Consider the following 25934-nt stretch of genomic DNA (forward strand, 5'->3'; position numbering starts at 1 on the left):
TGCGTTACCTTCCGGCCACTTTATTTCCCTTGGTGTTATGCGTCTTCTATCGATTCTGGCCCTGCTGCTGGCCAGCCTGACGGCCCACGGCCAGGCCATTATCAACCTCGACTTCGAGCCCGAAGCCAACGGCCGCCGCCCGCTGCTGCTCCGGGGCCGCCGCCAGTACCCCGACGACCTGCTCATCCGCCTCGACACCACCAGCCGGGCCCAGCACGGCCGCGGCAGCCTGCTCATCGACGCCTCGCGGGCCGAAGAGGCAGAAGCTACTTTTATTTCGGCGACCATTCCCGTCACGGACTCGCTGCGCGGGCAGATTGTCACCTTCACGGCCTGGATTCGCACCGAAGACTTCAGGGGCCAGGTCTGGCTGAGCGCCAATTCCGGGGTCATCAATGAAAGCTTATCCAGTGGCAACACCCGCACCGATGCGGTGTCAGCGACGCCCACGGCCGACTGGCAACAGTTGCGGCTGCAGCTGCCCGTGAGCCGGATGGCAGACCATGTGTGGCTGGCCGTGCACATGAACGGGCGGGGCCGCATTTGGCTCGACAACTACCAGCTGCACTGGCGGAACCAGCCCTGGGTAGATGCGCCCCTGCCTGGCACCGAGGCTCTGCTGCTGCCGCCCGGCACGCCCCTGCCCGACTGGGACTTCGAGCGCCGCGGCCCCGCCGAAGTGCGCGGCCCCCAGGCCTGGCCCCGCCGCTGGCAGCTCGATTCGGCCGTGGTGCAGCACGGCCGGCGCAGCCTGCGCGTGCCGGCCGCCGAGGCGGGTGCGGCCCCGGTGTACCTGGGCGTGGTGCCCCTCGACTCGCTGCAGGGCAAAACGCTGACCATCCGCGGCTACGTGCGCTATGCAACGGCCACCGGTGCGCCGGCCCAGCTACAGTACCGCATCCTCAGCAACAGCGACCGGCGCAGCTTTCCGTACGACCGGTTTAAGTGGCCGGGCCAGCTGCTGACGGCGGCGCTGCCGGCCCCCGCTGGCCCACCCGGCTGGCAACCCTTCGAGCTGAAAGTGCCTATTTCGGATAGATTCAACCACTCCGAACTGACCCTGCTGCTGCGGCCCGGCGCCGGCCCCGTGTGGCTCGACCACCTGGAGCTGCTCGTCGACGGCCACGGCTTCACCCCCACAGCCCCGCCCACGCCCGGCCTCCCCAAGCCCGCCGAGCTGGCCTGGCTGCGCAAAGCCGCTGTGCCGCTGCGCACCACCGCCCCCGACGGCGGCGACCAGAAGGACCTGGCCGCTTTCGGGCAGCTGGTGGGCACGAGCAAGGTTATCGGGCTGGGCGAAGTCACGCTGGGTTCCCACGAGCAGATGCAGCTCAAGCACCGCCTGTTTCGCTACCTGGTGGAGCAGAAGGGTGTGCGCCTGCTGGCCCTCGAAGCCGACCTGGGCCCCTGCCTGGCCCTGAACGACTACCTGCAAACCGGCCAGGGCGACCCGAAAGCCCTGGTGGCCGAGCTGCCCGCCTGGGACACCGCCGAAATGCTGGCCCTGGTGCAGTGGATGCGCAGCTACAACCAGCGCGCCCCCGGTGCCAAGCTGCAGCTGCTGGGCCTCGACCTACAAGAAGCCCCCGCAAGCCTGCGCTACCTGCGCCCGCACCTGCCCGCCAGCCCCAATTACCGCACCGACAAGCTGGCCGAGCTGCAGGCCCACCTGCGCGAGCTGGAAGCGGCCAACGTCCAGCTGCACCTGCTCCGGCAGCCTGACGCCGCCGCGCCCCTGCTTGCCGAGGCGCAGCGGCTGCTGGCCGAGCTGCGCACCGCCTACGACCTACCCGCCAAGCTCAGCAGCCGCTACCAGCCCTTCCCCGGCGAAGCCGTGCTGCTGCCCCAACTGCTGCGCGTGGCCGAGCAATTCAGCCTCTACCACACCCTCGCCGCCAGCCTCCGCCCCTCCTACCGCGCCGCCTGCCTGGCCGAAAACCTACAGTGGGCACGGGCTCAAACCAGCGGCGGCAAGGCGGTGGTCTGGTCGCACAACGAAAGCCTCGCCACCTACAACCGCGACGACGAAACCCTGGGTATGCAGCTGCGCCGCCAGTACGGGGCCGACTTCCTGGCCGTGGGCCTGGCCTTCCACGAGGGGACATTCCGCGCCCTGCGCAGCGAAGAGCCGCCCGCCTTTGTTACCGCCACGGCTGCTGCGTCCGCCGTCGGCAGCTACGAGCACTACTTCCGGGCCGCCGCCCTGCCCGCGGCCCTGCTCGACATCCGCACGCCCGAGCTGCTGCCCGGCACGCAGTGGCTGTTCGAAAACCTGCAGTTCCGGGAAGGCACCCTGAAAGCCTACACCCAACCCTTCGGCCGCCACAGCCTCCGCCGCGAGTTCGACGCCTTGCTGTACCTGCCGAAGTCGACCCCGGCGCAGGCGGTGCAGTAGGTAGTTCCGGCCAAGCCCCACCAATGCCCGTACCCGTTGCGCTGAAGCAGCGGGCACGGGCGTTTCCAATCACCGCTGGCCCGGTTGTATCAGCTACCGCCCCCGAACACACCACCCGACTTCGCCCCAACGCCTCCCAACTTCGCCCCAACGCCCCCTGACTTCGCCCCAACGCCTCCCGACTTCGCTCCGACACCTCCCGACTTCGATCCAACCCCATCAGACTTCGATTCAACGCCTTCCAACCTCGCTCCAACGCTACTTGACTGCGTCCACACAGGTCTTGACTACGGCAAAACACCTCCCGGCTTCAGCAAAACCTTGCCCGCCAGCTACATCACGGCACCGCTCCACCCCGCGCCGTCCACAAAATCCGTGTAATCCGAAAAATCCGGAAGAATCCGTGGTCTATCTTTGCACCCGTGAATCCCGTAATGCCTAACCCGAAGAAAATCCCGGCGGAGGACCTCCGCAACGTGGAGATACAAGACATGGTCGCCGAAGGCAAGTGCCTGGTGCGCCACAACAACCTGGTCATTTTCGTGTCGGGCGTCGCGCCCGGCGACGTGGTGGACCTGCGCATCACCAAGTCGAAGAAAAGCTACCTGGAGGCCGAGCCGGTGTTCTTCCACAAGTACTCCGACCTGCGCGTGGAGCCGTTTTGCCAGCACTTCGGCACCTGCGGGGGCTGCAAGTGGCAGCACCTGGCCTACGAGACCCAGCTGATGTACAAGCAGCAGCAGGTGAACGACACGCTGCAGCGCATCGGCAAGGTGGAGCTGCCCGAAATCCAGCCCATCATGGGCTCCAAGGAGACGACCTACTACCGCAACAAGCTGGAGTACACTTTCAGCTACCAGGGCTGGCTGACCTCGGAGCAGATCAAGGACGAAACCAAGCAGTACGACCGGCGCGTGCTGGGCTACCACCTGCCCGGCCGCTTCGACAAGATCATCGACATCGAGCACTGCTGGCTGCAGCCCGACCCGTCCAACCAGATCCGCCTGGCTTTCCGCGACTACGCCCGCGAAAACAACCTGCGCTTCGGCAACCTCTTCAAGCACACCGGCCTGCTGCGCACCCTCACCATCCGCACCGCCAAGAGCACCGGCGAGCTGATGATTGTGGCCATGTTCTACCGCCAGCACCAGCTCATCCCGGTCATCCTGGATTACCTGCTGGAGCAGTTCCCCGGCGTCACGTCGATGAACTACGTGCTCAACGACAAGGGCAACGACTCGCTCGACGGCCTGGAAGTCATCTGCCACCACGGCCTGCCCTACATCCACGAGGAAATGGAAGGGCTGCGCTTCCGCGTCGGGCCGAAGTCGTTCTACCAGACCAACTCCGAGCAGGCCTACGAGCTGTACAAAGTGGCCCGCGAGTTTGCCGGCCTCACAGGCACGGAGCTGGTGTACGACCTCTACACCGGCGCCGGCACCATTGCCAACTTCGTGGCCCGGCAGGCCCGCGAGGTTATCGGCGTGGAGTACGTGGAACAGGCCATCGAAGACGCCAAGCTGAACTCGGCAATCAACGGCGTGCAGAATACCAAGTTCTACGCCGGCGACATGAAGGACGTCCTCACCAAGGACTTCACCGACCAGCACGGCCGCCCCGACGTCATCATCACCGACCCGCCCCGCGCCGGCATGCACGTCGACGTGGTCAACCGCCTCATCGAGCTGCGCGCCCCGCGTGTCGTGTACGTGAGCTGCAACCCCGCCACCCAGGCCCGCGACCTGGAGCTACTCGCCGACACCTACCGCGTGACGCGCGTGCAGCCGGTGGATATGTTCCCCCACACCCACCACGTGGAGAACGTGGTGCTGCTGGAGCTGAAGTAGACTTTTGAATCACTTCATGCGGCTGGTATTTCTACTCTTTCTGCTTCTGTGCTTCCGTTGCAGCTTTGCTCAAAGCTCATTGCAAGAGAGGCTGCAGCAGGATATTTCAGCAAGCAGAGAGAAGCCGTATTCACTACACCCCTATTGGTATGCAAAGGATACGACCAATATCAGCGCCAGAGACACAATCACTTTCCATAACAAGCCCGGCTATTATTTTGACGCGCCAGGAGTTTGCAAGTTCCTGACCTGGTCGTTCGATTCAAGGTCAGTCATCAACCAGCACGCCTACTTTCCTTGTGTAGGTCATGGATATAGCATTTCGTCAATAAATGGTAGTGACCGATACAGCTTTAAACTCAAAGAAGTATCCGGTAAGACTTACCTGAAACTTATCAATTACAAGTTTCAGGTAAGCTGGTTTGCCGTTTCCCGGTCATTAGAGTATGATTCCCGTAACGTCGCTTATCCAATAATGACCTTGGTGCGCTTGAAACACAAGCCTCTTTAAAAACCCTACATGGACTACGCCAACGACCCCGAGCTGAGCGGCAAGTACCTCGGCACCATCACCAAGGACTTCGCCATTGTGGCCGATACGCTGAAGGAAGCCTCCTATCAGATCCGCCGCAACGACATCAAGTACCCCATTTTCATCTTCTCTCGCGTGCCCGTGCCCTTCGGCTCCCTGCTCCTCTCCCCCGAAGAGGTAGCCACCGAGTGGTACGTGCTGGCCTCCTACCTCGACGTGTTCGTGCAGCAGGGTCTGGTGGCCGAGGAACTGGTAGAAGACTTCCAGCGCGCCTACAAAGACCCCGACGAGTTCTGCTGCCTGTTCGTAGTCGACGGCGAGTTTACCAAGTTCGTCTTCGTGCCCTACCCGGAGGATTAGCCGTGCCCGGCCGCGGAGCGGCGCCACATCAATAGAATAGGTGCCCCAAGAACAACCAGAGCTCCGTAGGAGCGACACCCGAACCGCGTAGGTAGGTGCCGCTCCTACGGAGCTCGGCTTTTATCAGCTCGTCCGGGCTATTGACGTGACGCCGCTTCGCGGCTAAAAGCCACCTCGAACGTGTTACCTGTCACCTGTTACTTTCCGAAGTGTGCCCAGCCCTGGGCCCGCAGCGGCACGGCGTTGCCGCCTTTGGTGGCCAGAATAGCCCCGTCCGCGGCCTCGGTAATTTTGCCGATGATGGTCACGTCGGGGTGGTTCTTGAGCTTATCGAAGTCCGAGAGCGGGACGGTGAACAGCAGCTCGTAGTCTTCGCCGCCGTTGAGGATGCACATCACCGGGTCGAGGCGGAACTCGTCGGCCACCTCGTACACCTGCTGGTCGGCGGGCAGGCGGTCGGAGAAGATGGTGGCGCCCACGCCCGAGGCAGCGCACAGGTGCATCACCTCCGAAGCCAGCCCGTCCGATACGTCAATCATGCTGGTGGGCGTCACGCCCAGGTCGCGCAGCATATGGATGACGTCCATGCGGGCCTCGGGGCGCAGCTGGCGTTGCACCACGTAGTCGTAGGCTTCCAGGTTGGGCTGGGTTTCGGGGTCGGCCAGGTAGGCCTGCTTTTCGCGCTCCAGAATCTGCAAACCCAGGTAAGCCGCGCCCAGGTCGCCGGTGACGCAGATCAGGTCGTTGACCTGCGCGCCGGAGCGCCGCGCCGCCTGCCCGCGGGCCACCGTGCCCAGGGCCGTGACGGACACCACCAGCCCGCCGCGCGAAGCCGTGGTGTCGCCGCCCACCACGTCGACGCGGTAAGCCTCCGAGGCCAGGCGCACGCCGTCGTAGAATTCCTGCACGGCTTCCACCGAAAAGCGGCTCGGCAGGGCCAGGCTCACGGTAATCTGGGTCGGCAGCGCGTTCATGGCGGCAATGTCGGAGACGTTGACGGCCACGGCCTTGTAGCCCAAATGGCGCAGGGGGCAGAACGCGAGGTCGAAATGCACGCCTTCCACCAGCAGGTCGGTGCTGACCACCATTTCGTGTTCGGCGGGCGGGGCCAGAATGGCCGCGTCGTCGCCGATGCCGAGCACGGTGCTGGGCTGGTGCAGGGTGATGGTATCCTGAATCAGGCGAATCAGGCCGATTTCGCCGACTTGATTGAGCGGAGTTACTTGTTCAGACATAGCAGTAGGCACTACGGTGCGCGGGCCGCAAAGGTAGCGTTCCGGCCCGCCGAATCCGCTATTGCCCCGCCAGCTGCTCGATGCCGTCGGGGTAAATGGTTTCGATGCGGGCCGAATCAGCGGCGGCCACCAGGTCCAGCACCAGCCGGCCGTTGTCGGGCAGTTGCACCCGCGCCTGCCACTGCCCCGCGTCGGTTTCGGTGGCCGTAATGCGGCCGGTGGCCAGTGCCGCGGCCACGACCTTTTCGGGCTGCGGCGTGTACAGAATCCAGCCAAACCCGAAGCCCGTCGGCGGCCCGTAGGCCTGCCGGGTGCGGCGAAAATCGACGTCGCGGCGCCGAAACTGCTGGGCCTGGTCGCGCATGAACTGCGGCGTGAACCAGCCGGCTTTGGTTAGATAGTCGAGGTAGTGCTGCGCCCGAGCAAAGTTCACCTGGTAATGCGCCGTGTCGCCGCGGCCCTGCTTGCTGACGGTAGCCCGCAGCAGGCGGTCCAGCGCGGGTTAGCGGCCCTGGTACCACCGCAGGAAATGCCGCACGGAGCTTTTCCGGCGCGCTGCTTCCTGCGGGTTTTCGGCCGCCACTGGCCCCGGCGGTGGCGCCTGCTCCGAAATGGAGGGCGCCTGTTCGCCGCCGCAACTGCTCACCAGGACCAGCAAGGCCCCCAAACGTTTGCGAAAAACCATGTGAGAATGAAAAAGATAGTCGTAATATCGACCACCAAACTTCGGCAGCGCGAAAGAAAACCACAACCATTGTTTGCTAACGAACGTTAGGAACCAGTATATTTGTTTGCCGTTACGCCCCTTATGGAATCTACGCCGCCCACCCTCTCCCGCAAAGCCCAGATCGACCAGACGGCCACCGCGCTGTTTCGGCGGCGCGGCTACGCGGCCACCAGCATGCGCGAGCTGGCGGCGGCCCTGGGCATCGAGGCCGGCAGCATTTATTCCCACATCCGCTCCAAGGAAGAGCTGCTGCACCGCATCTGCTTCCGGGTGGCCGATGAGTTTATGGCCGGTCTGCGCGCCGCCACCGCCGACGACCTGGCCCCCGCCGCCGTGCACCTGCGCCTGGCCATCGACAGCCACGTGCGCGTGCTTATCCGCGACACCGACGCCTCGGCCGTGTTTCTACACGAGTGGCGCCACCTGAGCGAGCCGGCCCTGTCGGAATTCGTGCAGCTGCAGCGCGGCTACGAAGCCGCCTTCCGCGACATGATTGCCCGGGGCGTGGCCGACGGCGCCCTGCGTACCCCTGACCCGGCGTTTGCCACCCTGACGTTGTTTGCCAGCCTGACCTGGCTGCCCAACTGGTACCGCCCCGACGGCAAGCTGAATCCCGACCAGATAGCCGAGCGCCTTACCGACCAGCTGCTGGGCGGCCTGGCCACCGACTACAACCCCACAACTTGAGCGCAGCGGGGCCCTCGGATGAGCATTCCCCCCTGCTTTTCCCCGTTATCCGGGTGCCCTGCTGCTGCTCTCGTTTTATTCCCCGTTTCCCGCCCCCGTGCCGCCCCGCTCTTTTGCGCGGGGCGGCACGTTTTTTACCCGCTTGCTGGTTCTGCGCGGGCCTTGTGCCACCTTAGCGGCAGCCGGGCCTGAAATTTGTGGTTTTTCGACTACTGCGGGAATATCCCGCGCCGGTCCTGCGTTTGAAGGTTGTCATGCGAAAACTGCTTTTATACTTCCCGCTGCTGGTCCTGCTGGCCGCGGCTTCCTGCCGTAAAACCGGCGACAATGCCGTCGTTGATCCGACCTCCCCGGCAGCCGCCCGGGTGCAGCTGGCCATATTGCGCGACACCGTTGACGTGCGCTGGCAGCGGATGATCGACAGCGACAACCAGAAACTGGTGGCCACCACCGCCGTGCTCCAGACCCTCAAGCAGCTGCCCGGCACCGACAAAACCCAGGCCGACCAGCTGCGCCAGGCCAACGACCAGCTGCTCGGCCTGCGCTACGACCAGAAAACCATGGGCGAATCGACGAAAATCGACACCTACGACAACGCCCAGACCCAGGTGCTCAACGCCGTGTACGACCTGGCCCGCCCGCAGCTGGAGCGCAGCCAAGACGTGCAGGCCCTGACGGAAACCATCAAGGAGGCCGACAGCCAGGTTATCGGCTTCCGGGTGCGCTACGACCAGGCCGCCAAGAAATACAACCAATACCTGCAACTACACGCCGCAACCCTGAAGCGCGCGGGCCGCAAGTACTCCAATCTGCAGCCCCTACCCCTGTTTGAGCTGCAGCCTTAGCCCGGAGCCGCTGCCCTGGTTGCGGCGCCCGCGGAGCTTTCCGCGGGCGCTTTTTTTCTACCCTCCAGCGCCACTGCCTGCAACCTCCAGCCGCCGTCGGGGCTCTGCTCTATACACGCTACCCTCGCCCGCCCATGACGCGCCGCCTACTCACGCTGCTTGCCGCCGTGGCCCTGGTGCCGCTGGCCCTCAGCTGCCAGGACTCCCAAAACGAACCCAATCCCGATTGCAAGACCGTCGCCACCATCCGCAACCTGACGGGCCTGGATGGCTGCGGCTTCGTGCTGGAGCTGGCCGATGGAAAGCGGCTGGAGCCCCACGGCGAGCTGTGGCAGCACTACGCCAAGCACGACGGCGAGCGGGTGACCATCAGCTACGTGAACGAGCCGGCGGCCAGCATCTGCATGGTGGGCGAGGGCGTCAAGCTCACCTGCATTCAGATTCAGGTCGGCTGGTGCGGCACGCCAGCTGCCAACCAGGGCCGTTAATCCCGCTGACTTCACTACCTCCCATGCGTCCATTCCTTCTACTGCTGGCAACTGCTGCCGCCGGCCTGCTGACCGGCTGCTCCCTGTGCAACGACCCCGACGCGCCCGCGCCCGCCTGCACCACCCCGGCCGCCGTGCGCTACCCGGTGTGCAACGTGGCCAACTGCCCCGACCACCCCATACTGCTCGTGCTCAACGACGGACGGGAGCTGCGCCCCTTCGGCCCCGACTGGGATGCTTTCCAAACGGCTAACGCCAGCGCCCTGCCCGAGCAGGTCATGATTTCCTACAAGCCCGAGGCCACCCCGGCCGTGCATACCTGGCACAACGCCACCATCACCTGCATCAGCGCCGCGCAATAGGCAGCAGGATGTGCTTTTAAACCCGACGGCCCGACTGGTTATTACCAGCCGGGCCGTCGGGTTTCAGGGCTTCATCCGTTTACAGCTGCGCCATTTCCGTGCGCACGAAGTCGGCGAGGCTGCGCAGATAGTCGGTGCTGAAATCGAAGCGGATGCCGGCCGCTTCGTAAATCTCGCCGATGGTGGCGGTGTAGCCCAGGGCCAGGGCCCGCTTGTAGGCGTCGAGGCCGGCCTGCGGGTTCTGGCGGAAGTTGCGCCACACGGCAATGGCGCCGAGCTGGGCCATGGCGTACTCGATGTAGTAGAAGGGCACTTCGTAGAGGTGCAGCTGTTTCTGCCACAGCCAGGGCTTGTAGTTCTCCAATCCCTGCCAGCTCACGGTGCGCTGGTTGAACTCGTCGAACACCTGCGTCCAGCGCTGCTGCCGCTCGGCCGGGCTATGCTCCGGGTTTTCGTACACCCAGTGCTGAAATTTGTCGATGGTGGCCACCCAGGGGAAGGTTTCGAGCACCGACTCCAAGTGGGTTTTCTTGGCCCGGCGCAGCTCGTCGGCGTCCGCGAAGAACACATCCCAGTAATCCATCGAAATCAGCTCCATCGACATCGAGGCCAGCTCGGCCACCTCGCTCGGCGGGTGCTTGTCGGCGCCCATGGGCAGGCGGCGCGTCAGGAAGGAGTGCACCGCGTGGCCGCCCTCGTGCAGCATCGTAATGACGTCGCGCAGGGAGGACGTGGCATTCATGAAGATGAACGGCACGCCGGTTTCGTCGAGCGGGTAGTTGTAGCCGCCGGGCGCCTTGCCCTTGCGCGACTCCAGGTCCAGGTGGCCCATGTCGCGCATGGTGGTCAGGCAGTCCCCCAGGAAGGGGTCGAGGCGCTGGAAGACGGTAATGGTCTTGGTCAGCAGCTCCTGGCCGGTTTCGAAGGGCCGCATGGGCGCCTTGCCGGAAGGGTCCACGTCGAGGTCCCAGGGGCGCAACTCGGGCAAGGCCAGGTCCTGGCGCCGCTCCAGGTCCAGCTCGTCGATGAGCGGCACCACGGTTTCGCGGATGGCGCGGTGGAAGGCGAAGCAGTCCTCGGGCGTGTAGTCGAAGCGGCCGAGGGCGGCGAACATGTAGTCGCGGAAGTTGGCGAAATCCGCGTTGCGGGCCATCTGGTGGCGCAGGCCGATCAGCTGGGTAAACAGCGCGTCGAGCTTGGGCGCGTCCTGCAGGCGGCGGTCCTGAATGGCCTGCCAGGCCTGCTCGCGCTTGGCGCGGTCGGTGTCCTTGAGGCGGTCGGCGGCGCGCTGCAGGGTCATTTCCTCGCCGTCCAGGGTCACCGTCATGGCGCCCACCGTGGCGGCGTACTCCTGCTGCTTGGTACTGATTTCCGTTTTGAGCGGAATGTTCTCAGCCCGATAGATTTCCAGGGCCCGGCGCACCGAACGGAGGAAGATGCGGTACTTCTGCTGGTCCAGCTCACTGGCGTAGGGCGAGGCCACCAGCTTCTCGTTCAGGGCGTGGTCGTGGGGCGCCACCAGGGGCTCAATCTCGCTCACGAAGTACTGAAACGCCTCGGAGCGCTGCTGGTCCTGGGTGTCGCAGGTCATGCGGATATAGCGCCAGGCCAGGTCTTCGCTGAGCACCGATTCCAGCTCGGAGCGGTCGAGCAGCCACTGCTCCAGCTCGGCACCGGAGCCGATGGCCCGGTCGCGCAGCTCGACGAAGTACGGCTCGATTTGCGCCCAATCGGTGACGGTGAAGGCCTCGGGCAGGTAGTGCCGGGCCGGCCGTTGGGACGACGTCACGTCGGCGGAAATTTCCAGGGGGGAATAAAGCATGGACTAGATTGCGGCGGGCGGAAAGGTTGGAACCACTATGCTACGCAGCAGCGCGCAGAAAGGCAGCGCGGAGCGGCAAAAAAGGCTAATCAATTTCAATGACCACGTCGTCGGTGAGCGGGTGGCCCACGCACATGAGCACGTAGCCCTGCTGCAGCTCACGGTCCGAGAGGCCTTCGCGCTCATCCAGGTGCACCTTGCCGGTGAGGCACTTGCCGCGGCAGGCCGTGCAAAGGCCGGCCTGGCAGCTGTAGGGCAGGTCGATATCCTGGTCGAGGGCCGCTTCCAGCATGGTCTGGTTGGGCTGCACTTCCACTACGTACTCGGTGCCTTCGTACTGAATGGTGACCTTGCGGGCCGAAATTTCATCCTTGTCGTCGGCCAGCACGGTGCCGTGGCCGTCGGGCTGGGCCGCGGCGGCTTCGGCCGAGTCGGCGGAGGCCACGAAACTCTCGCGGCGGATGCGGTCGGCGGGTACGCCCAGCAACTCCAGGGCGGCTTTGGCCTCGGCCATCATGCCCTCGGGGCCGCACATGAAGTACTCGGCCTGGGCGGCGGGCGCCCGGTGGCGCTGCTCGAGCACGCGCAGCAGCATGGTGCGGTTCAGGCGGCCGGTGTGCTGGTGCTCGGCCGCCGGCTGCGGGGCCGGCGTGCCGCCCCCGAACAGGCGCGAGAACATGCCGCCGCTGGGTTTGGCGGCCTGCTTGGGCTGGCTGAACACGTGCTCGACCTGGAACCGGCCGGCGTACTGCTGCTCCAGCCGCTGCAGCTGCTCGCGGAAAATGGTGGTTTCCTCGTTGCGGTTGCCGTACACCAGCAGCACCTGGCTGCCGGGCTCCTGCTGCAGCACCGTTTTCAGGATGGACATCAGCGGGGTGATGCCCGAGCCGGCGCCGATGAGCACCAGGGAGCGGGCCGCCTGCGGGTTGGTGTCGGTGGTGAAGTTGCCCAGCGGGGCCATGGCCTCGATGGTCTGGCCCACGCGCACGGTGTCGAGCAAATGGTTGCTGACCAGGCCGCCGGGCACGCGCTTCACCGTCACGGAGAGGCGCGGGGCGTCGGCGGGGGTACTGCTGAGCGAGTAGGAGCGGCGCTCCGGGCGCTTGCCGCTGCCGCAGGGCACAATGAGGGTCAGGAACTGGCCGGGCTGGCTGGGCACGGGCTGCCGGTCGGCGCGTTCGAGGTGAATGGTGATGGCGTCGGCGGTTTCGCGGGTCAGCTCGACGACGTTCAGCGTCAGGTAAGGGCTGTTGCTCATGCGGTTCTCGGCCGGCCGCAGCCGGCGCACGAAAACTTAAGGTTCGGAGTGGGAAAAACGGGCCCGGCCGCTCAGGCAGCAACGGGTCTGCAAAATACGGCAAAACCGAGGGAAAGGGTAAATCCGCTGCATCTTCGCGGCTGATAGTTGTCAGCTGGGAGGGGCGAGCTGTCAGGCCGTTGGGCCGCATCTGCCGCCTGCTACCCCCGACTGACAACCGATAACCATACAACTGACAACCAACGAATGTCCGCTTCTTCCCTCGCTGAGCTGCTGCGCCGTCACGCGGCCGATTTCGGCCCGGTGCTGCCCGTCGACCTGAACGCCGCCGACGTGGCCCGCCTGGACTTCACCGCCGCCAACCCGCGCCTGGCCACCGCCGACCTGCGCGACACCGTGGCCTTCGACCAGCTGGTGCAGGAGCTGCTGCGCGCCCGGCACGCCCGCATCGGCGTGGGCGGCTACCTCGAAAACCGGGTCATCTACCGCCGCAGCCCCGGCCTGTTCGGCGACCCGGCCGTGCCCGCCCGCTCCCTGCACCTGGGCGTGGACGTGTGGCTGCCCGCCGGCACGCCGGTGCTGGCCCCGCTGCCCGCCACCGTGCACAGCCTCGCCGACAACGACAACTTCGGCGACTACGGCCCCACGGTGATTCTGCAGCACGAGCTGGCGGGCGTCACGTTCTATTCGCTCTACGGCCACCTGAGCCGCGCCGGCTTTGGCGACCTGCAGGCCGGGCTGCCCTTGGAAAAGGGCCAGGCCTTTGCCACCGTGGGGCCGTGGCCGGAGAATGGCGACTGGCCGCCGCACCTGCACTTTCAGCTCATGGCCGATCTGCAGGGCCGCCGCGGCGACTTCCCCGGCGTAGCCCTGCCCGAGGAGCGGGACTATTGGGCCGCCCTGTGCCCCGACCCAAACCTGGTGCTGCAGAGCCGGGTGCTGCAGAAGTAGGAATGCCCTTGTTGCCCGCCGCAGCTGCTGGGGCGGGCTCCGGCCCGCCTGCTTGCGCGGCACGCTGCCTGGTTAGATTTTAACCCGAGGCGCTGTATCTTTCCTACGCTGACCTCTTTGCCCTTTTCCGTTGCGGCTGCTCTCCCTGCTTTGTGCGCTTCTCTGCGCGGCGCCCGCGGGCGGGGCGGCCGTTGCCGCGCCCGTTGACAGCCTCCGGGCGCAGGTAGCCGCGGCCCGCCCCGACACCACGCGGGTGCTGCTGCTGGTGGAGCTGTGCCGCCAGCTGGACCGCCGCGACGCCGACGCCGCGGCCCGCTACGGCCAGCAGGGGCTGCAGCTGGCCCGGCGCATCGGCTTTGGGCGCGGCGAGGCGCTGTGCCTCAACGCCCTGGCGGCCACGGCACTCTGGCAACAGGATTACGTGGTGGCCAGCCGGTACTACCAGCAGGAGCTGCGGCTGGCGCGCACCCAGCCCTGGGCGGCCCAGGCCACCGCGCTGGCCTGGCTGGGCTTGGGCCGGGTGGCGGCGCAGGAGCAGGAATTCGAAAAGGCCGATCAGTATTTCCGCCGGGCCCTGGCGGGTATGCGCCAGTACGCCGCCCCGGCCGCCGACGTGGCCATGGGCCAGAACCACTTGGCCATGCTCTACGCAGGGTGGCTCCGGGCAGGCGTAGCTGCCCCCGACTCGCTGCCGCGGCTGCACGAGCGGTACGCCCGGCTGGCCCTGGCGGCCGGCCGCCGGCCCGGCGTGCCCCGCCACGCGCGGGCCACGGCCTTCAACGTGCTGGCGCTGGTACATCAGAACGCGGGCCGCTACGACTCGGCCGCCCACTGCCACCGCGCCGCCTTGCGGCTGCACCGCCTGACCGGCGACCAGTTCAGCGCGGCCCAGACCGAGTTGTCGCTGGGCGAGCTGCTGGGCCTGCAGAACCGCTGGGCGCAGGCGCTGCCCCTGCTGCGGGCCGGCACCGCCGAAGCGCACCGGCTCCGGGCCGCCGGTGTGGAAGCCGAAGGCTACGGCCTGCTGGCCAAAGCCGAGGCCGCCGCCGGCCGCGGCATGCAGGCGTACGGCCACGCCCAGCGCCAGCTCCGGCTGCTGGACAGCCTGAACTCGGCCGAGCGGCGCGAGGCGCTGGCCCGGCTGCAGGTGCAGTTCGACACGGAGCGGCAGCGCAGCCGCGTACGCGCCCTTAGCCAGAAAGCCCGTCAGCAGGCCCAGGAAGCCCGCAAGCAGCGCCACTACCTGCTGCTGATGGTGGCCCTGCTCAGTGCCACCGCCGCCGGCCTGATCGGGTCGGGCGTGCTGGCGTGGCGGTTGCGGCGCAGCCGGGCCCTGCTCGCCCGCCAGAACGCCGAACTGACGGCCACCCGCACCGAGCAGGACCGCCTCTACGCCCTGGTAGCTCACGACCTGCGCAGCCCCGTGGTAGCCTTCAGCGGGCTGGCCGACCTGATGACGCGCTACATCGAGCGGCAGGACATGGCCCGCCTGGCCGGCCTCGGCGGGCGCGTGCGCCAGGCCGCCGAAAGCCTGCGCGGCCTGCTCGACAGCCTGCTGGGCTGGGCCCTCTCGCAGCGCGGCGAGCTGCAGCCCCTGGTCGAAAGCGTGCCGGTGACCCCGCTGCTGAGCGAAGTGGCCACGCTCTACCAGCCCGGAGCCGAGGCCGCGGGGGTACGGCTGCTGGTGCAGGCGGGGCCGGCCGGCAGCGTAGCGGCCGATGCCAACATGACGCGCACCATCCTGCGCAACCTGGTCAGCAACGCCCTGCGGGCCACGCCCCCCGGCGGCACCGTGGCGCTGGCGGCCGAGGAGCGGTCCGAGGGCATCGAGCTGCGCGTGGCCGACACCGGGGTGGGCCTGGCGCCGGAGCGCATTGCGCAGCTGCTCAGCGGGCAGCTGACCGAGCGCCTGCCGGGCAGCTCTTCGACGGGCCTGGGGCTACGCCTGAGCGTTATTTTCGCCCGCATTCAGCAGGGGCGCCTCTCGCTCGAAAGCACGCCCGGCCAGGGCACCACGGCCCGGCTGCTGCTGCCGCCCGCCCCAATTCCGGCCGCTGGCGACGCAATTCCGGCAACTGGCGCCGCCCGGCAAGCACTAGCCTAGCCCAACAGCCATCTTACTGGCCGCTACCCGGGTAGGGCCGCCTCGCCGTGGAGGCCGCTGCTGCCCGGCCGCTGGTTATGACGCTGTTCCTCCCCTCTGCCCCCACCCCTCCGCCCGCGTGCGTATCTTCGGCCGCGGCGGGCCTGCTGCCCGTCCGGCAAGTTATGGCCCGGTCCGAAACGACTATTCGCGTGTTGGTGGTGGAAGACGAGCCGCTCTACGCCGAGCAGCTCGAAGCGGCCCTGGAAGACCTGGGCTACGAGCCCGTGGGCCCGGCCGCCGATGCGCGCATTGCCCTGGCCCTGCACCGCACCGAAACCGTGGACCTGGCCCTGCTGGACGTGCAGCTGCGCGGCGCTACCGACGGCATTCAGCTGGCCGCGCAGCTGCTGGCGCACCGCCCCATTCCGCTGGTGTTTCTCACCTCGCACGCCGATGGCCCGACCTTTGAGCGGGCGCAGGAAGTGGGGCCGGCCGCGTACCTGACCAAGCCCGTCGACCCGGACGCGCTGCAGCGGGCCCTGGCGCTGGCCGTGCGCAACTTCGGCGCCGCGCCGCCAGCGGCCGCGCCCCCGCCGCCCCCGGCCACGGTGCCCGATGCCTTGTTCGTGAAGGAAAACGGGCTGCTGGAGAAAATCCGGCTGAGCCTGGTGCAGTCGGTGGCGGCCGAGGACAAGCTGTGCGCCCTCACCCTGGCCGACCGCACCGTGCACGTGCGCATGCCGCTGCGGGAGCTGGTCATGCACCTGCCCGCCGACCGGTTCGTGCAGATTCAGCGCAGCTACTACGTCAACGTGGAGCACATCGAGCGGCTGGACCCGGTACGCCACCTGGTGCAGGTGGGCAAGCAGCTGCTGCCCGTCAGCCGCCTGTACCAGGACGAGCTGCTGCGCCGCCTGCGCACCATCGGCTAGCCCGCGCCGCCGCCCTGGCCGGCGCGGCTGAGCAACTACGCCGCCCGCCGCACCGGCCCGGCTTCCCCTCCTGCTCTGCTTCCGCTTCAGCGGCCGGCTTCTCAGCCGCAGCCGGCTGATGCGGGCCCTTTTCCGCTTCAACCACTCCCTTTTTCTCTGCTATGCACACACCTGTACTCGTTACGCTCCGGCGGCCGTTGCGGGCCCTGACCGCGGCCCTGGGCCTGCCGGCGCTGCTGGCCGCGGCTCCCGGCGCCTACGCCCAAACGCCGCTCAGCGGGGCCTACACCATCAACAGCGCCCAGGCCACGGGCGGCACCAACTACGCCTCCTTCGCCGACGCGGCCGCGGCCCTGGGCACCAACGGCGTGAGCGGGCCGGTAACTTTTGCCGTGAGCGGCGGGCCCTACCTGGAGCAGGTGAGCCTGCCGGTCATTGCGGGCAGCAGCGCCGCCAACCGGGTGACCATCAACGGCAACGGCCGCACGATTCGCTTCGCGCCGGCCAACGCCGCCCAGCGGGCCGTGGTGACGCTGAACGGGGCCGACTACGTGACCGTGAACAACCTGGTGGTCGACGCCACCAACGGCGGCATAGCCGGCACGTACGGCTGGGGCATTCAGCTGCTGAACGGGGCCGACAACAACGTCATCAGCGGCTGCACCGTGACGGCCAACACGGCCACCGTGGCCAGCGCGGCCCTCACCAACTACGCCGGCATCGTGGCCAATGCCTCGGCCACCTCGCTGACCAGCGCGGCCACGGGCATCGTGGGCAATCAGAACCTGACGCTGCAGAACAACACCGTGACGGGCGGCTACCACGGCATCGTGGTGGTGGGCGCGAGCAATACCGCCCAGGCAGCCGGCACCAGCATCACGGGCAACGTCATCAGCGACTTTTTCAACGCCGGCGTGTACGTCAGCGCGCTGAGCGGGCCGCAGATTACGGGCAACGACATGTCGCGCCCCAACCGCACCAACGCCGAAACCTTCTACGGGGTGCAGATGAGCACCGGCGTGAGCGGCGCGACGGTGGCCCGCAACCGCATCCACCAGATGTTTCCGGCCAACAACACGCCCACCTCGGGCGCCTACGGCATCTACCTCTTCACGCTGACGGCCGCCACCGCGACCAGCCCCAACGTCATTGCCAACAACCTGATCTACGACGCGAAGGGCGCGCAGGTGTACGGCATTTTCAACGGCTCGTCGGACAACGCGCGCTACTACTACAACACCATCGACATCGACGACCAGACGAACACGGCCAACTTCGGCGGCTTTGGCTTCTACCAGACCACCGGTGTCGGCGTGGAGTTTCGCAACAACGTGGTGCGCGTGCGCCGCACCGGCCCGACCCTGCAGTACAGCATCTTCCTCTCGTCGCCGGTACCCGGCTTCGTGAGCAACCACAACGACCTGGTGGGCAGCGGCACCAACTACCGCACCGGCTACTACCAGACCTCGCCCTACGCCACGCTGGCCGACTGGAGCACGGCCAACGGCGGCGCCTTCGACCAGAACAGCCTGAGCGTGGAGCCGCAGTTCAACGGCCCGGCCACCGGCGACCTGCAGCCCACCAACCCGGCCCTGAACGGCGCCGCCGCCCCGCTGGCGGCCGTGCCCAGCGACTTCAACGGCACCCCGCGCAGCACGACGGCCCCCGATCTGGGCGCCTACGAGTTCAGCCCGCCGGCCGGCACCGCCAGCGTGGCCCTGCGCAGTATCGATTCGCCGGCGGCGCCCGCCACGGCCGGCAGCCGCCCCGTTACGGTGACCATCGGCAACAACGGCACCACCCCGCTCACGACCGTGCAGCTGGAGTACGTGCTCAACGGCGCGGCCCCCGTCGTGCAGGTGCTCACGCCGACCGGCGGCCTGGCCGTGGGCGCCACCCTGAGCTTCTCGTTTACCACGCCGGCCGTGCTCGTCAGCGGGCGTAACTTCCTGACGGTAACAGCCCGCCAGCCCAACGGCAGCACCAGCAGCAGCAGCCTGACGCGCCACTACTACACCCCGCTGGTGGGCACTTATACCATCAATAAGAACGGGCCGGCCAGCGGCACCAACTTCACCGGCTTCGCCGACGCGGCCACCGCCCTCAACAACGGCGGCGTAGCCGGGGCGGTGCGCCTGAACGTGCTGAACGGGCCTTACCAGGAGCAGTTTGCCCTGCAGGCCATCAGCGGGGTCTCGGCCACCGACACCATTGTGGTGGACGGCGGCGCCGGCAAGCAGCGCCTGACCTACGGCGGCACCCAGGGCCAGCCGGCGGCCGTGCTGCTGAACGGCACCGACTACCTGACCCTGCAGAACCTGACCGTGGACGTGGCCGCCTCGCCGCAGTACGGCATTGGGGTGCACCTGGTGGGGCAGACGCTCAATAACCGCATCCGCAACTGCGTGATTCTGGCTCCCAGCGCGGCCACCCTCATGAACACCAACGCGGGCATTGCCGGCAGCAGCTCGCTCACCGCCACCACCGGCGGGGCCGACGCCAGCGGCCTGCGCATCGAAAACGACACCATCCGCGGCGGCTACTACGGCGTGAGCTTGACGGGCCTCTCGGCCGCCAGCCGGAGCACGGGCGTACGCATCACGGGCAACCTGATCGAGAATACCTTCAGCACCGCCGTCACGCTGGTCAACCACGCCGGCGCCCGGGTGCTCGACAACAACATCCACCGCGAAACCCGCGTGGCCACCACCACTTTCTACGGCCTCTACGTGGCCAGCTGCGTGGGCCTGGCCATCGAGCGCAACCGCATCCACAACCCGAACACGGCCAGCAGCAGCGCCCTGCCGGTGTACGGCATTTACTTCACCAGCTCGCCGAGCACGGCCGGGACCGAAAACGACGTGGTCAACAACCTGCTCTACAACCTCGACGGCTACGGCACCAACTACGGCATCTACAACGCCGGCTCCGGCTTCGCCCGCTACTACCACAACACGGTGCTCATGAACAGCCCGCGCCAGTCGAATTCGACGGTGATGGGCTTCTACCAGACCAGCCCGGCCACCGACATCGACTTCCGCAACAACCTGGTGGTGGTGACGCAGCCCGCCGCGACGGGGCGCTACGCGGTGAACTTCAACGCCCCGACCTCGACCATCACCTCGAACTACAACGACCTGTTCGTGGGCGCGGCGGGCCCCGGGGTCTTCACCGGCCGCTACGGCACTACCGACTACGCCCTGCTCAGCGACTGGCGCACGGCCAACGGCGGCGCTTACGACCAGAACAGCCAGCAGGCCGACCCGCAGCTGCTGACCGCCGGCAGCCTGCAGCCCGGCGCCCCGGCCCTGAACGGCACCGGCACCCCGGCCACCCTGCCCCGCGTGCCCCGCGACTTCGCCGGCACCACCCGCAGCAACCCGCCCGACCTCGGCGCCTACGAGTTCAACCTGAATGCCAACGACGTGGCGCTGGAAAGCATCGACGCCCCGACGGGTACGCTGACCGTGGGCAACAACCCGGTGACGGTGAGCCTGCGCAACTACGGCACCAGCCCGCTGAATTCCGTGGTGCTGAGCTACACCATCAACAACGGCCCGCCGGTAACGCAAACCTTCACGGGCCTGACGCTGGGCTACAACGCCACCCAGCCGCTGACCTTCACCCAGGGCCTGACGCTGCCCTTCGGCACCTACACGCTGACGGTAACGGCCAGCCTGCCCAACGGCAGCCCCGACGCCAACCCGGCCAACAACGTGCAGACCACCATCTTGCAGCAGCTCGTACCCGACAACAACGAGCCCTGCGGGGCCGTGGCCCTCGGTAACAGCGTGAGCGGTACCAACGCCGGGGCCACGTTCAGCAACCTGCCGGGCAACACCACCGTCGCCTGCTCGGGCGCCCAGGCCCCGCGCGACGTGTGGTACAGCTGGACGCCCACCGCCAGCACGGCCACGCTGTACCTGCGCGGCACCAGCGCGGGCCTGGTGCGCGTGTTTACCGCCGCCAGCTGCTCCACCGCGTTCAGCCAGGTGTTCTGCCAGGCCGCCAGCGGCCCCGGCGTGGGCCTGGGCACGGTGCCGGTAACGGGCCTGACGCCCAACCAGCGGCACTACGTGGCTGTGTCGGGCTACACCAGCAGCGAAGCGGGCGGCCCGTTCAGCATCGGCCTGGCGCCGCTCAGCACCCGCCTGCAGGCGGCCGCGGCCGCCCTGCAGGTATACCCCAACCCCAGCCCGGCCGGCCGCCTGACCCTGCGCCTGCTCCGGCCGCTGGGCGCGGGCCAACTCACGCTGCTCAACGGCCTGGGCCAGGCGGTGCGCACCCAGCCGCTGACCACGGCCGCCGAGCAGCCGCTCTCGACCCAGGGCCTGGCGCCGGGCGTGTACACGCTACGCGTGCAGGCCGACGGGCAGGTGCTTACCCAGAAGCTGCAGCTCGTGCCATAAATCTACCCGCACCCACCCAGCAAAAAGCCCCGGACCAATCTGGTTCGGGGCTTTTTTTCATGGTCGGAATCCGTGGTACCCGGAGGCAAGTTTCTCGCAGGGAATACGCCGAGCTATTCGGCCACGTCCTCGGCGCACCTCGGCGAGAAATGACGCCTGAACGCTTGCCAGGGTGTGTGGACAGCAACTGACAATGGGGTTCTGCTGGTCCCTGGGCTGTCATGCTTCGTCGGGTGGCTGCTTGTCGAACCGCAGGAAGGCGCAGCCAAGCAGCCCTGCCGAACCACGAAGCGGTAGAGATGCTCCGCGAGGCTCACGGCTCAGCCTGACGTTCCTTTTGTCCACGGGCTACCGGCCCTAGTCGAACTTGATGGCTACCACCGGCTTGATGCGGGCAATCAGGTAGGTGGGGATGAGCACGGCCAGCTGGGAGGTGATGAACACGGCCAGGTTGATGAGCAGGATAACCTGCCAGTCCCAGTGAATCGGCACCCGGTCCATGTAGTAGTTCTCGGGGTCGAGGGGGATGGGGTGGAAAAAGTACTGGATGGCGCAGAAGCCCAGGGCCACCACGTTGCCCCAGAGCATGCCTTTCAGAGTCAGGTTCAGGCCCCGGAAAAAGAACATGCGTCGGATCTGGTTGTCCGTCGCGCCCAGGGCCTTGAGCACCCCGATCATGTTGGTGCGCTCCAGAATCATGATGAAAATGGTGGCGACCATGTTGAAGGTGGCCACGAAGATGATCAGGATCAGGAAGATGATGACGTTGCGGTTGAGCAGCTGCAGCCAGTCGAAGAGCTGGGCGTACTGGTCGGTAATCTTGTCCAGCTTCAGGTCGTAGGGCAGGTTGCCGAGCACGTTGTCGTACACCGGGTCGAGCTGGCGGAAGTCGCGCAGCACCACCTCGTAGCCGCCCACCAGGGAGTCGGGCCAGGCGTTCAGCTCCCGGATCTGGCGGATGTCGCCCATCACGTACACGTCATCGAACTCGTCGAGGCCGGTTTGGTAGATACCGACCACTTGAAAGCGGCGGATACGGGGCGGGTTCTGGATAAAGTAGAACAGCGCTTCCTCGCCCACTTTCAGCCGCAGCTGGTTGGCCATTTTGCGCGAGATGATGATGTCTTCGGAGGCTGCCGTGTCCGGGTAGCTCAGAAATTTACCCTCTACCAGGTTCTGGCGCATGGGCGAGAGGCCGTTCTTCTCGTCGATGCCTTTGAGCACCACACCCTTCACCTCATCTTTGGTTTTGATGATGGCCGTTTTGCGGGCGAAGGGCTGCATCCCGGTTACCTGGGGGTAGCGGCGCAGCTCCTGGGTCAGCTTGGGCCCGTTGATGGGCTCCACTTCCAGGGAGTTGTTGTTGTCGTACTTGCTGACCGTGAGGTGCGCCCCGAAGGAAAAGATCTTGGCCTGGATTTCGTTACGAAAGCCTTCCAGAATAGCAAACGAGACAACCATCACGGCCAGCCCCAGCGCAATGCTGATGATGGCAATTTTGGTTACCGACGAGGTAAACGACCCCGAATCGGAGCCTGCAATCTTCTGGGATATGTACCGCGAAACGTTCACTGGGCGTAAAGCTACGCGAAGCCGGCTAGTTTTGTGAATCTCCCACCCTCTCGGATGACAACTATGATTTCCCTTGCTCTGCCCGTGCTCGGCACGCTGCTGTTGCTGCAAGATGCGGGCTGTACGCGCCCGCAGCCGGCAACGTTGCCACCGGCCCCCACCTCGACCGTAACTTCTTCACCGGCCGCACCTTCCAGTTCCCCGGCCGCAGCGGCTCAGCTACAGGTCGGCGCCGCGCAGTTCGACAAGTATTTGCCGCTGCTCAAGGGCAAGCGCGTGGGCGTGGTGGTCAATCAGACCTCCACCGTGGGCCGCACCCTGCTGCCGGATACGCTGCTGAGCCGGGGCGTCAACATCACCGCCATCTTCGGGCCCGAGCACGGCTTTCGGGGCGAAGCGGCCGACGGGGCCACCATCAAGGACGGCAAGGACGCGCGTACCGGCAAGCCGGTGCGCAGCCTCTACGGGGCCACCAAAAAGCCCACCGCCGCCATGCTGCAGGACGTGGACGTGCTCATCTTCGACATTCAGGACGTGGGCACGCGCTTCTACACCTACATCAGCACCATGCACTACGTGATGGAGGCCGCCGCCGAGCAGGGCAAGCCCGTCATCGTGCTCGACCGGCCCAACCCCAACGGCTGGTACGTCGACGGGCCGGTGATGGAGCCGGCGCACAAGTCGTTCGTGGGCATGCACCCCATCCCGGTGGTACACGGCCTGACGGTGGGCGAGCTGGCGCGGATGATCAACGGCGAGAAGTGGCTGGTCGGCGGCAAGCAGTGCCAGCTCACGGTGATTCCGGCCGCGGGCTACACCCACAGCACCCGCTACAACCTGCCGGTGCGCCCCTCCCCCAACCTCCCGAACCCGCACGCCGTGTCGCTCTACGCCACCATGTGCCTGTTCGAGGGCACCGACGTGAGCGTGGGCCGCGGCACCGATACGCCCTTCGAGGTCATCGGCGCGCCCACCCAGCCCAGCACCCGGCCCTACTCCTTCACGCCCCGCCCCAACGCGGGCTCCACTGCCCCGCCGCAGAACGGCAAGCTCTGCTACGGCCAGGACTTGCGCCAGACCGGCAACGACGTGGGCTTCACCCTGAAGTACCTCATCGACTACTACCAGCAGAGCACGGCCAAGGACAAGTTTTTCGGCAAGTACTTCGAGCAGCTCACCGGCACTTCTTCCGTGCGCGACATGATTGTGGCCGGTAAGTCGGAGCCGGAAATCCGCGCCGCCTGGGAGCCGAAGCTGGGCCAGTACAAGCTCATGCGCCAGAAGTACCTGCTTTATCCGGATTTCAAGTAAAACTATTGGTGAGCGAGGTCCTTAACATCTTAGCCGACCGCCAACTCAGCGCCGTGGTGTTCGTGCAGGATTACTTGCAACTGCAATTCGATGGTGACTGCATGACGCTGTATGTGTGGCCAACTTTGCTGCTGCCGCAAGGCGTTTGTGACTTCGGCGAAGTTGCCTACCGGAACGAACTATGTTCCTTTATCGCGCGAATGGTGCAGCGCGTTGAATTGCTGGATCAGCAACACTTGCTGCTGCATTTTCAGAATACCCGCGCCGCCATCCGTATTCCGCTGGATACTGGCCACGAGGCTGTGTATTTTACGGAGTACGACAAAACTTCCTGGCTCACTCTCTAGTCTAGCCCCACGCAATTGCAGCTTCTAGCTAGTTTTGCCCGCTCTACGTCGAACCTTATGCCCGAAACCGTCCCCCTCCGCATCGTCTTCATGGGTACGCCCGAGTTTGCCGTGCCCACCCTGGAAGCCCTGCTGACCTGGCCCGGCTGCCAGGTGGTAGCCGTGGTGACGGCGGCCGACAAGCCGGCGGGGCGCGGGCAGAAACTGGCCGAATCGGCGGTGAAGCAGGCGGCGGTGGCCCGTGGCCTGCCCGTGCTGCAGCCGACCAACCTGAAGGCGCCGGAGTTTCAGCAGGAGCTGCGCAGCTACGCGGCCGATCTGCAGGTCATTGTGGCGTTTCGGATGCTGCCCGAGGCGGTGTGGAACATGCCGCGGCTGGGCTCCATCAACATCCACGCCTCCCTGCTGCCCCAGTACCGCGGCGCGGCGCCCATCAACTGGGCCATCATCCACGGCGACCGGGTCACCGGCGTCACCTCGTTTTTCCTGCAGCACGAAATCGACACCGGCAACCTGATCTTCCAGGACGAGGTGCCCATTGAAGACGAGGACGACTTCGGCGCGGTGTACCTGAAGCTGCAGCACGCCGGCGCCGCCCTGGCCCTGCGCACGGTGCAGGCCATTGCCGCCGGCACCGCTCCCAGCATTCCGCAGTCCCCGGGCCGCGGCGACCTGCGCCCCGCGCCTAAGCTGCAGAAGGAAACCGGCCGCCTCGACTTCCAGCAGCCCGCCGCCGCGCTGGCCAACCTGGTGCGCGGCCTCTCGCCCTGGCCCACGGCCTTCACCACCCTGCCCGATGGCCGCGGCCTGAAGGTGTTCCGCGCCCGGGCCCTGCCCGGCGCCCCCTCGGCCGACGCGCCCGCCGGCCGCTGGCTCACCGATGGCCGCAGCTACCTGCGCGTGCAAACCCCGGACGGCCAGTTCGACCTCGTCGACCTTCAGCTCGAAGGCAAGAAGCGCATGCCCGTGGCCGACTTCCTGCGCGGGTTCAACGCGGCGGTCCTGCAAGGGTAAGCTGGCGCCGGTTTAGCTGTCGAAGACGGCGTAACCGGTACCCACCTTCGGGCCGGCTTTCAGCCGGCGTCCGGCGCCCGGACGAACGGCACGATGTAGCACCGTTCCACGCAGGTTGAAAACCTGCTTTATAGTAGGCACCGGTTACGCCGTCTTCGATGGCTAAACCGGCGCCAGTTCTTCCTTCGTTATTTCTCCTGCTCCTTACACCAGATGACTGCCATCGTAGTAGCCCGGGCCGACAACGGCGTTATTGGGCGCGACAACCAATTGCCCTGGCACCTGCCGGCTGATTTGCGCCATTTCAAGCAGCTCACCAGCGGGCACCCGGTGGTGATGGGCCGCCGCACCTTCGAAAGCATCGGCCGGCCCTTGCCCAACCGCCGCAACATCGTGGTGACGCGGCAGGCCGGCTGGCAGGCCGCGGGCGTGGAAACTGCCCACTCGGTGCTGGGCGCGCTGGAAGCCGCCCGCCAGTCGGACGCGGAGGTGTTCGTCATCGGCGGGGCCGAAATCTACCGCGAAGCTCTGCCGGCCGTGGACACGGTGTACCTGACCGAAGTGCACCACGCCCCCGCGGGCGACGCCGTGCTACCCGACTTTCCGGCCGAAACCTGGCGCGAGGAAAGCCGGGAGCGGCACGAGCCCGACGACAAGCACGCCTACGCCTTCAGCTTCGTGACGCTGCGGCGGCGGTAAGCACCTTGCCGGCTTGCGTTAGCCCGACAAAAAAAGCCCGGTTCGTCTGAACCGG

At 66.6% G+C, this 25934-nt stretch carries 21 protein-coding genes; 15 read left to right on the plus strand and 6 right to left on the minus strand.

Going from position 1 to position 25934, the window contains the following annotated elements; genetic code table 11:
• Window positions 1-37 precede the first annotated feature (37 nt).
• From DLM85_RS20785 to DLM85_RS20800, 3 genes are all read left to right on the plus strand, one after another.
• On the plus strand, window positions 38-2395 hold the full coding sequence (locus DLM85_RS20785) for an erythromycin esterase family protein (protein ID WP_111480107.1): 2358 nt from the start codon (window positions 38-40) through the stop codon (window positions 2393-2395).
• Between the two features lie 434 nt (window positions 2396-2829).
• On the plus strand, window positions 2830-4242 hold the full coding sequence (gene rlmD / locus DLM85_RS20795) for a 23S rRNA (uracil(1939)-C(5))-methyltransferase RlmD (protein WP_111480108.1): 1413 nt from the start codon (window positions 2830-2832) through the stop codon (window positions 4240-4242).
• 520 nt (window positions 4243-4762) lie between these two features.
• Window positions 4763-5134 (plus strand): hypothetical protein, encoded by a 372-nt coding sequence (locus tag DLM85_RS20800; protein ID WP_111480109.1) that lies wholly within the window; start codon window positions 4763-4765, stop codon window positions 5132-5134.
• A 197-nt stretch (window positions 5135-5331) separates the two neighbouring features.
• On the opposite strand, the gene thiL is transcribed toward DLM85_RS20800, so the two are convergent.
• The 3 genes from thiL to DLM85_RS25605 all read right to left on the minus strand — a co-directional run bounded on the left by thiL (window position 5332) and on the right by DLM85_RS25605 (window position 7120).
• Window positions 5332-6369: a thiamine-phosphate kinase gene (gene thiL, locus DLM85_RS20805; RefSeq protein WP_111480110.1), complete on the minus strand. Its 1038-nt coding sequence runs from the start codon at window positions 6367-6369 to the stop codon at window positions 5332-5334.
• Between the two features lie 58 nt (window positions 6370-6427).
• On the minus strand, window positions 6428-6802 hold the full coding sequence (locus tag DLM85_RS20810; RefSeq protein ID WP_111480111.1) for a hypothetical protein: 375 nt from the start codon (window positions 6800-6802) through the stop codon (window positions 6428-6430).
• Between the two features lie 69 nt (window positions 6803-6871).
• Window positions 6872-7120: a YdgH/BhsA/McbA family protein gene (locus tag DLM85_RS25605; protein ID WP_165822232.1), complete on the minus strand. Its 249-nt coding sequence runs from the start codon at window positions 7118-7120 to the stop codon at window positions 6872-6874.
• Between the two features lie 57 nt (window positions 7121-7177).
• On the opposite strand from DLM85_RS25605, the gene DLM85_RS20815 reads away from it, so the two are divergent.
• The 4 genes from DLM85_RS20815 (at window position 7178) to DLM85_RS20830 (ending at window position 9478) form a co-directional block, all read left to right on the plus strand.
• A complete protein-coding gene (locus DLM85_RS20815; protein ID WP_111480112.1) occupies window positions 7178-7783 on the plus strand; it encodes a TetR/AcrR family transcriptional regulator in 606 nt (201 codons plus the stop codon).
• Window positions 7784-8037: 254 nt separating this feature from the next.
• Window positions 8038-8628 (plus strand): hypothetical protein, encoded by a 591-nt coding sequence (locus DLM85_RS20820; RefSeq protein ID WP_111480113.1) that lies wholly within the window; start codon window positions 8038-8040, stop codon window positions 8626-8628.
• Window positions 8629-8762: 134 nt separating this feature from the next.
• Window positions 8763-9116 carry a hypothetical protein gene (locus tag DLM85_RS20825; protein ID WP_111480114.1) on the plus strand — a complete coding sequence of 118 codons (354 nt, stop codon included), beginning with the start codon at window positions 8763-8765 and terminating at the stop codon, window positions 9114-9116.
• Between the two features lie 23 nt (window positions 9117-9139).
• Window positions 9140-9478, plus strand: a complete 339-nt coding sequence (locus DLM85_RS20830) for a hypothetical protein (protein ID WP_111480115.1) — start codon at window positions 9140-9142, stop codon at window positions 9476-9478.
• A 79-nt stretch (window positions 9479-9557) separates the two neighbouring features.
• Here the strand turns inward: DLM85_RS20830 and DLM85_RS20835 are convergent, their stop codons facing one another.
• Together DLM85_RS20835 and DLM85_RS20840 are read right to left on the minus strand one after the other, a co-directional pair.
• The gene (locus DLM85_RS20835; RefSeq protein ID WP_111480116.1) at window positions 9558-11300 is read right to left on the minus strand and encodes a M3 family oligoendopeptidase; all 1743 of its coding nucleotides are present in this window, start codon (window positions 11298-11300) and stop codon (window positions 9558-9560) included.
• An 85-nt stretch (window positions 11301-11385) separates the two neighbouring features.
• Window positions 11386-12558 (minus strand): ferredoxin--NADP reductase, encoded by a 1173-nt coding sequence (locus DLM85_RS20840; protein ID WP_111480225.1) that lies wholly within the window; start codon window positions 12556-12558, stop codon window positions 11386-11388.
• 246 nt (window positions 12559-12804) lie between these two features.
• On the opposite strand from DLM85_RS20840, the gene DLM85_RS20845 reads away from it, so the two are divergent.
• The 4 genes from DLM85_RS20845 (at window position 12805) to DLM85_RS20860 (ending at window position 20936) form a co-directional block, all read left to right on the plus strand.
• The gene (locus DLM85_RS20845; protein ID WP_111480117.1) at window positions 12805-13509 is read left to right on the plus strand and encodes a peptidoglycan DD-metalloendopeptidase family protein; all 705 of its coding nucleotides are present in this window, start codon (window positions 12805-12807) and stop codon (window positions 13507-13509) included.
• A gap of 130 nt (window positions 13510-13639) precedes the next feature.
• Window positions 13640-15613 carry an ATP-binding protein gene (locus DLM85_RS20850; protein WP_111480118.1) on the plus strand — a complete coding sequence of 658 codons (1974 nt, stop codon included), beginning with the start codon at window positions 13640-13642 and terminating at the stop codon, window positions 15611-15613.
• A 164-nt stretch (window positions 15614-15777) separates the two neighbouring features.
• A complete protein-coding gene (locus tag DLM85_RS20855; RefSeq protein WP_165822233.1) occupies window positions 15778-16527 on the plus strand; it encodes a LytR/AlgR family response regulator transcription factor in 750 nt (249 codons plus the stop codon).
• 161 nt (window positions 16528-16688) lie between these two features.
• Window positions 16689-20936 (plus strand): T9SS type A sorting domain-containing protein, encoded by a 4248-nt coding sequence (locus DLM85_RS20860; protein WP_111480120.1) that lies wholly within the window; start codon window positions 16689-16691, stop codon window positions 20934-20936.
• 357 nt (window positions 20937-21293) lie between these two features.
• Here DLM85_RS20860 and DLM85_RS20865 read toward each other — a convergent pair whose 3' ends face one another.
• Complete coding sequence (locus tag DLM85_RS20865) at window positions 21294-22508, minus strand: ABC transporter permease (protein ID WP_111480121.1); 1215 nt, start codon at window positions 22506-22508, stop codon at window positions 21294-21296.
• Between the two features lie 63 nt (window positions 22509-22571).
• Here DLM85_RS20865 and DLM85_RS20870 point away from each other — a divergent pair, with 63 nt between their 5' ends.
• From DLM85_RS20870 to DLM85_RS20885, 4 genes are all read left to right on the plus strand, one after another.
• Entirely contained in the window at window positions 22572-23819 is a 1248-nt protein-coding gene (locus DLM85_RS20870; protein ID WP_111480122.1) for an exo-beta-N-acetylmuramidase NamZ family protein, read from the plus strand.
• 8 nt (window positions 23820-23827) lie between these two features.
• Complete coding sequence (locus tag DLM85_RS20875; RefSeq protein ID WP_133257179.1) at window positions 23828-24166, plus strand: hypothetical protein; 339 nt, start codon at window positions 23828-23830, stop codon at window positions 24164-24166.
• Between the two features lie 57 nt (window positions 24167-24223).
• On the plus strand, window positions 24224-25180 hold the full coding sequence (gene fmt, locus DLM85_RS20880) for a methionyl-tRNA formyltransferase (RefSeq protein ID WP_111480124.1): 957 nt from the start codon (window positions 24224-24226) through the stop codon (window positions 25178-25180).
• A 213-nt stretch (window positions 25181-25393) separates the two neighbouring features.
• Window positions 25394-25879, plus strand: coding sequence for a dihydrofolate reductase (locus tag DLM85_RS20885; protein ID WP_111480125.1), 486 nt, complete (start codon window positions 25394-25396; stop codon window positions 25877-25879).
• The last annotated feature ends 55 nt before the right edge of the window (window positions 25880-25934 follow it).

The sequence above is a fragment of the Hymenobacter edaphi genome (assembly GCF_003258365.1).
GTDB classification, from domain to species: Bacteria; Bacteroidota; Bacteroidia; order Cytophagales; family Hymenobacteraceae; genus Solirubrum; species Solirubrum edaphi.

Coding starts and splice junctions, on each gene's coding strand:
- DLM85_RS20785 (WP_111480107.1), top strand. CDS start 38: ATGCGTCTTCTATCGATTCTGGCCCTGCTGCTGGCCAGCCTGACGGCC.
- DLM85_RS20840 (WP_111480225.1), bottom strand. CDS start 12,558: ATGAGCAACAGCCCTTACCTGACGCTGAACGTCGTCGAGCTGACCCGC.
- thiL (WP_111480110.1), bottom strand. CDS start 6,369: ATGTCTGAACAAGTAACTCCGCTCAATCAAGTCGGCGAAATCGGCCTG.
- DLM85_RS20800 (WP_111480109.1), top strand. CDS start 4,763: ATGGACTACGCCAACGACCCCGAGCTGAGCGGCAAGTACCTCGGCACC.
- fmt (WP_111480124.1), top strand. CDS start 24,224: ATGCCCGAAACCGTCCCCCTCCGCATCGTCTTCATGGGTACGCCCGAG.
- DLM85_RS20870 (WP_111480122.1), top strand. CDS start 22,572: ATGATTTCCCTTGCTCTGCCCGTGCTCGGCACGCTGCTGTTGCTGCAA.
- DLM85_RS20820 (WP_111480113.1), top strand. CDS start 8,038: ATGCGAAAACTGCTTTTATACTTCCCGCTGCTGGTCCTGCTGGCCGCG.
- DLM85_RS20855 (WP_165822233.1), top strand. CDS start 15,778: ATGGCCCGGTCCGAAACGACTATTCGCGTGTTGGTGGTGGAAGACGAG.
- DLM85_RS20825 (WP_111480114.1), top strand. CDS start 8,763: ATGACGCGCCGCCTACTCACGCTGCTTGCCGCCGTGGCCCTGGTGCCG.
- rlmD (WP_111480108.1), top strand. CDS start 2,830: ATGCCTAACCCGAAGAAAATCCCGGCGGAGGACCTCCGCAACGTGGAG.
- DLM85_RS20830 (WP_111480115.1), top strand. CDS start 9,140: ATGCGTCCATTCCTTCTACTGCTGGCAACTGCTGCCGCCGGCCTGCTG.
- DLM85_RS20860 (WP_111480120.1), top strand. CDS start 16,689: ATGCACACACCTGTACTCGTTACGCTCCGGCGGCCGTTGCGGGCCCTG.
- DLM85_RS20845 (WP_111480117.1), top strand. CDS start 12,805: ATGTCCGCTTCTTCCCTCGCTGAGCTGCTGCGCCGTCACGCGGCCGAT.
- DLM85_RS20815 (WP_111480112.1), top strand. CDS start 7,178: ATGGAATCTACGCCGCCCACCCTCTCCCGCAAAGCCCAGATCGACCAG.
- DLM85_RS20835 (WP_111480116.1), bottom strand. CDS start 11,300: ATGCTTTATTCCCCCCTGGAAATTTCCGCCGACGTGACGTCGTCCCAA.
- DLM85_RS20885 (WP_111480125.1), top strand. CDS start 25,394: ATGACTGCCATCGTAGTAGCCCGGGCCGACAACGGCGTTATTGGGCGC.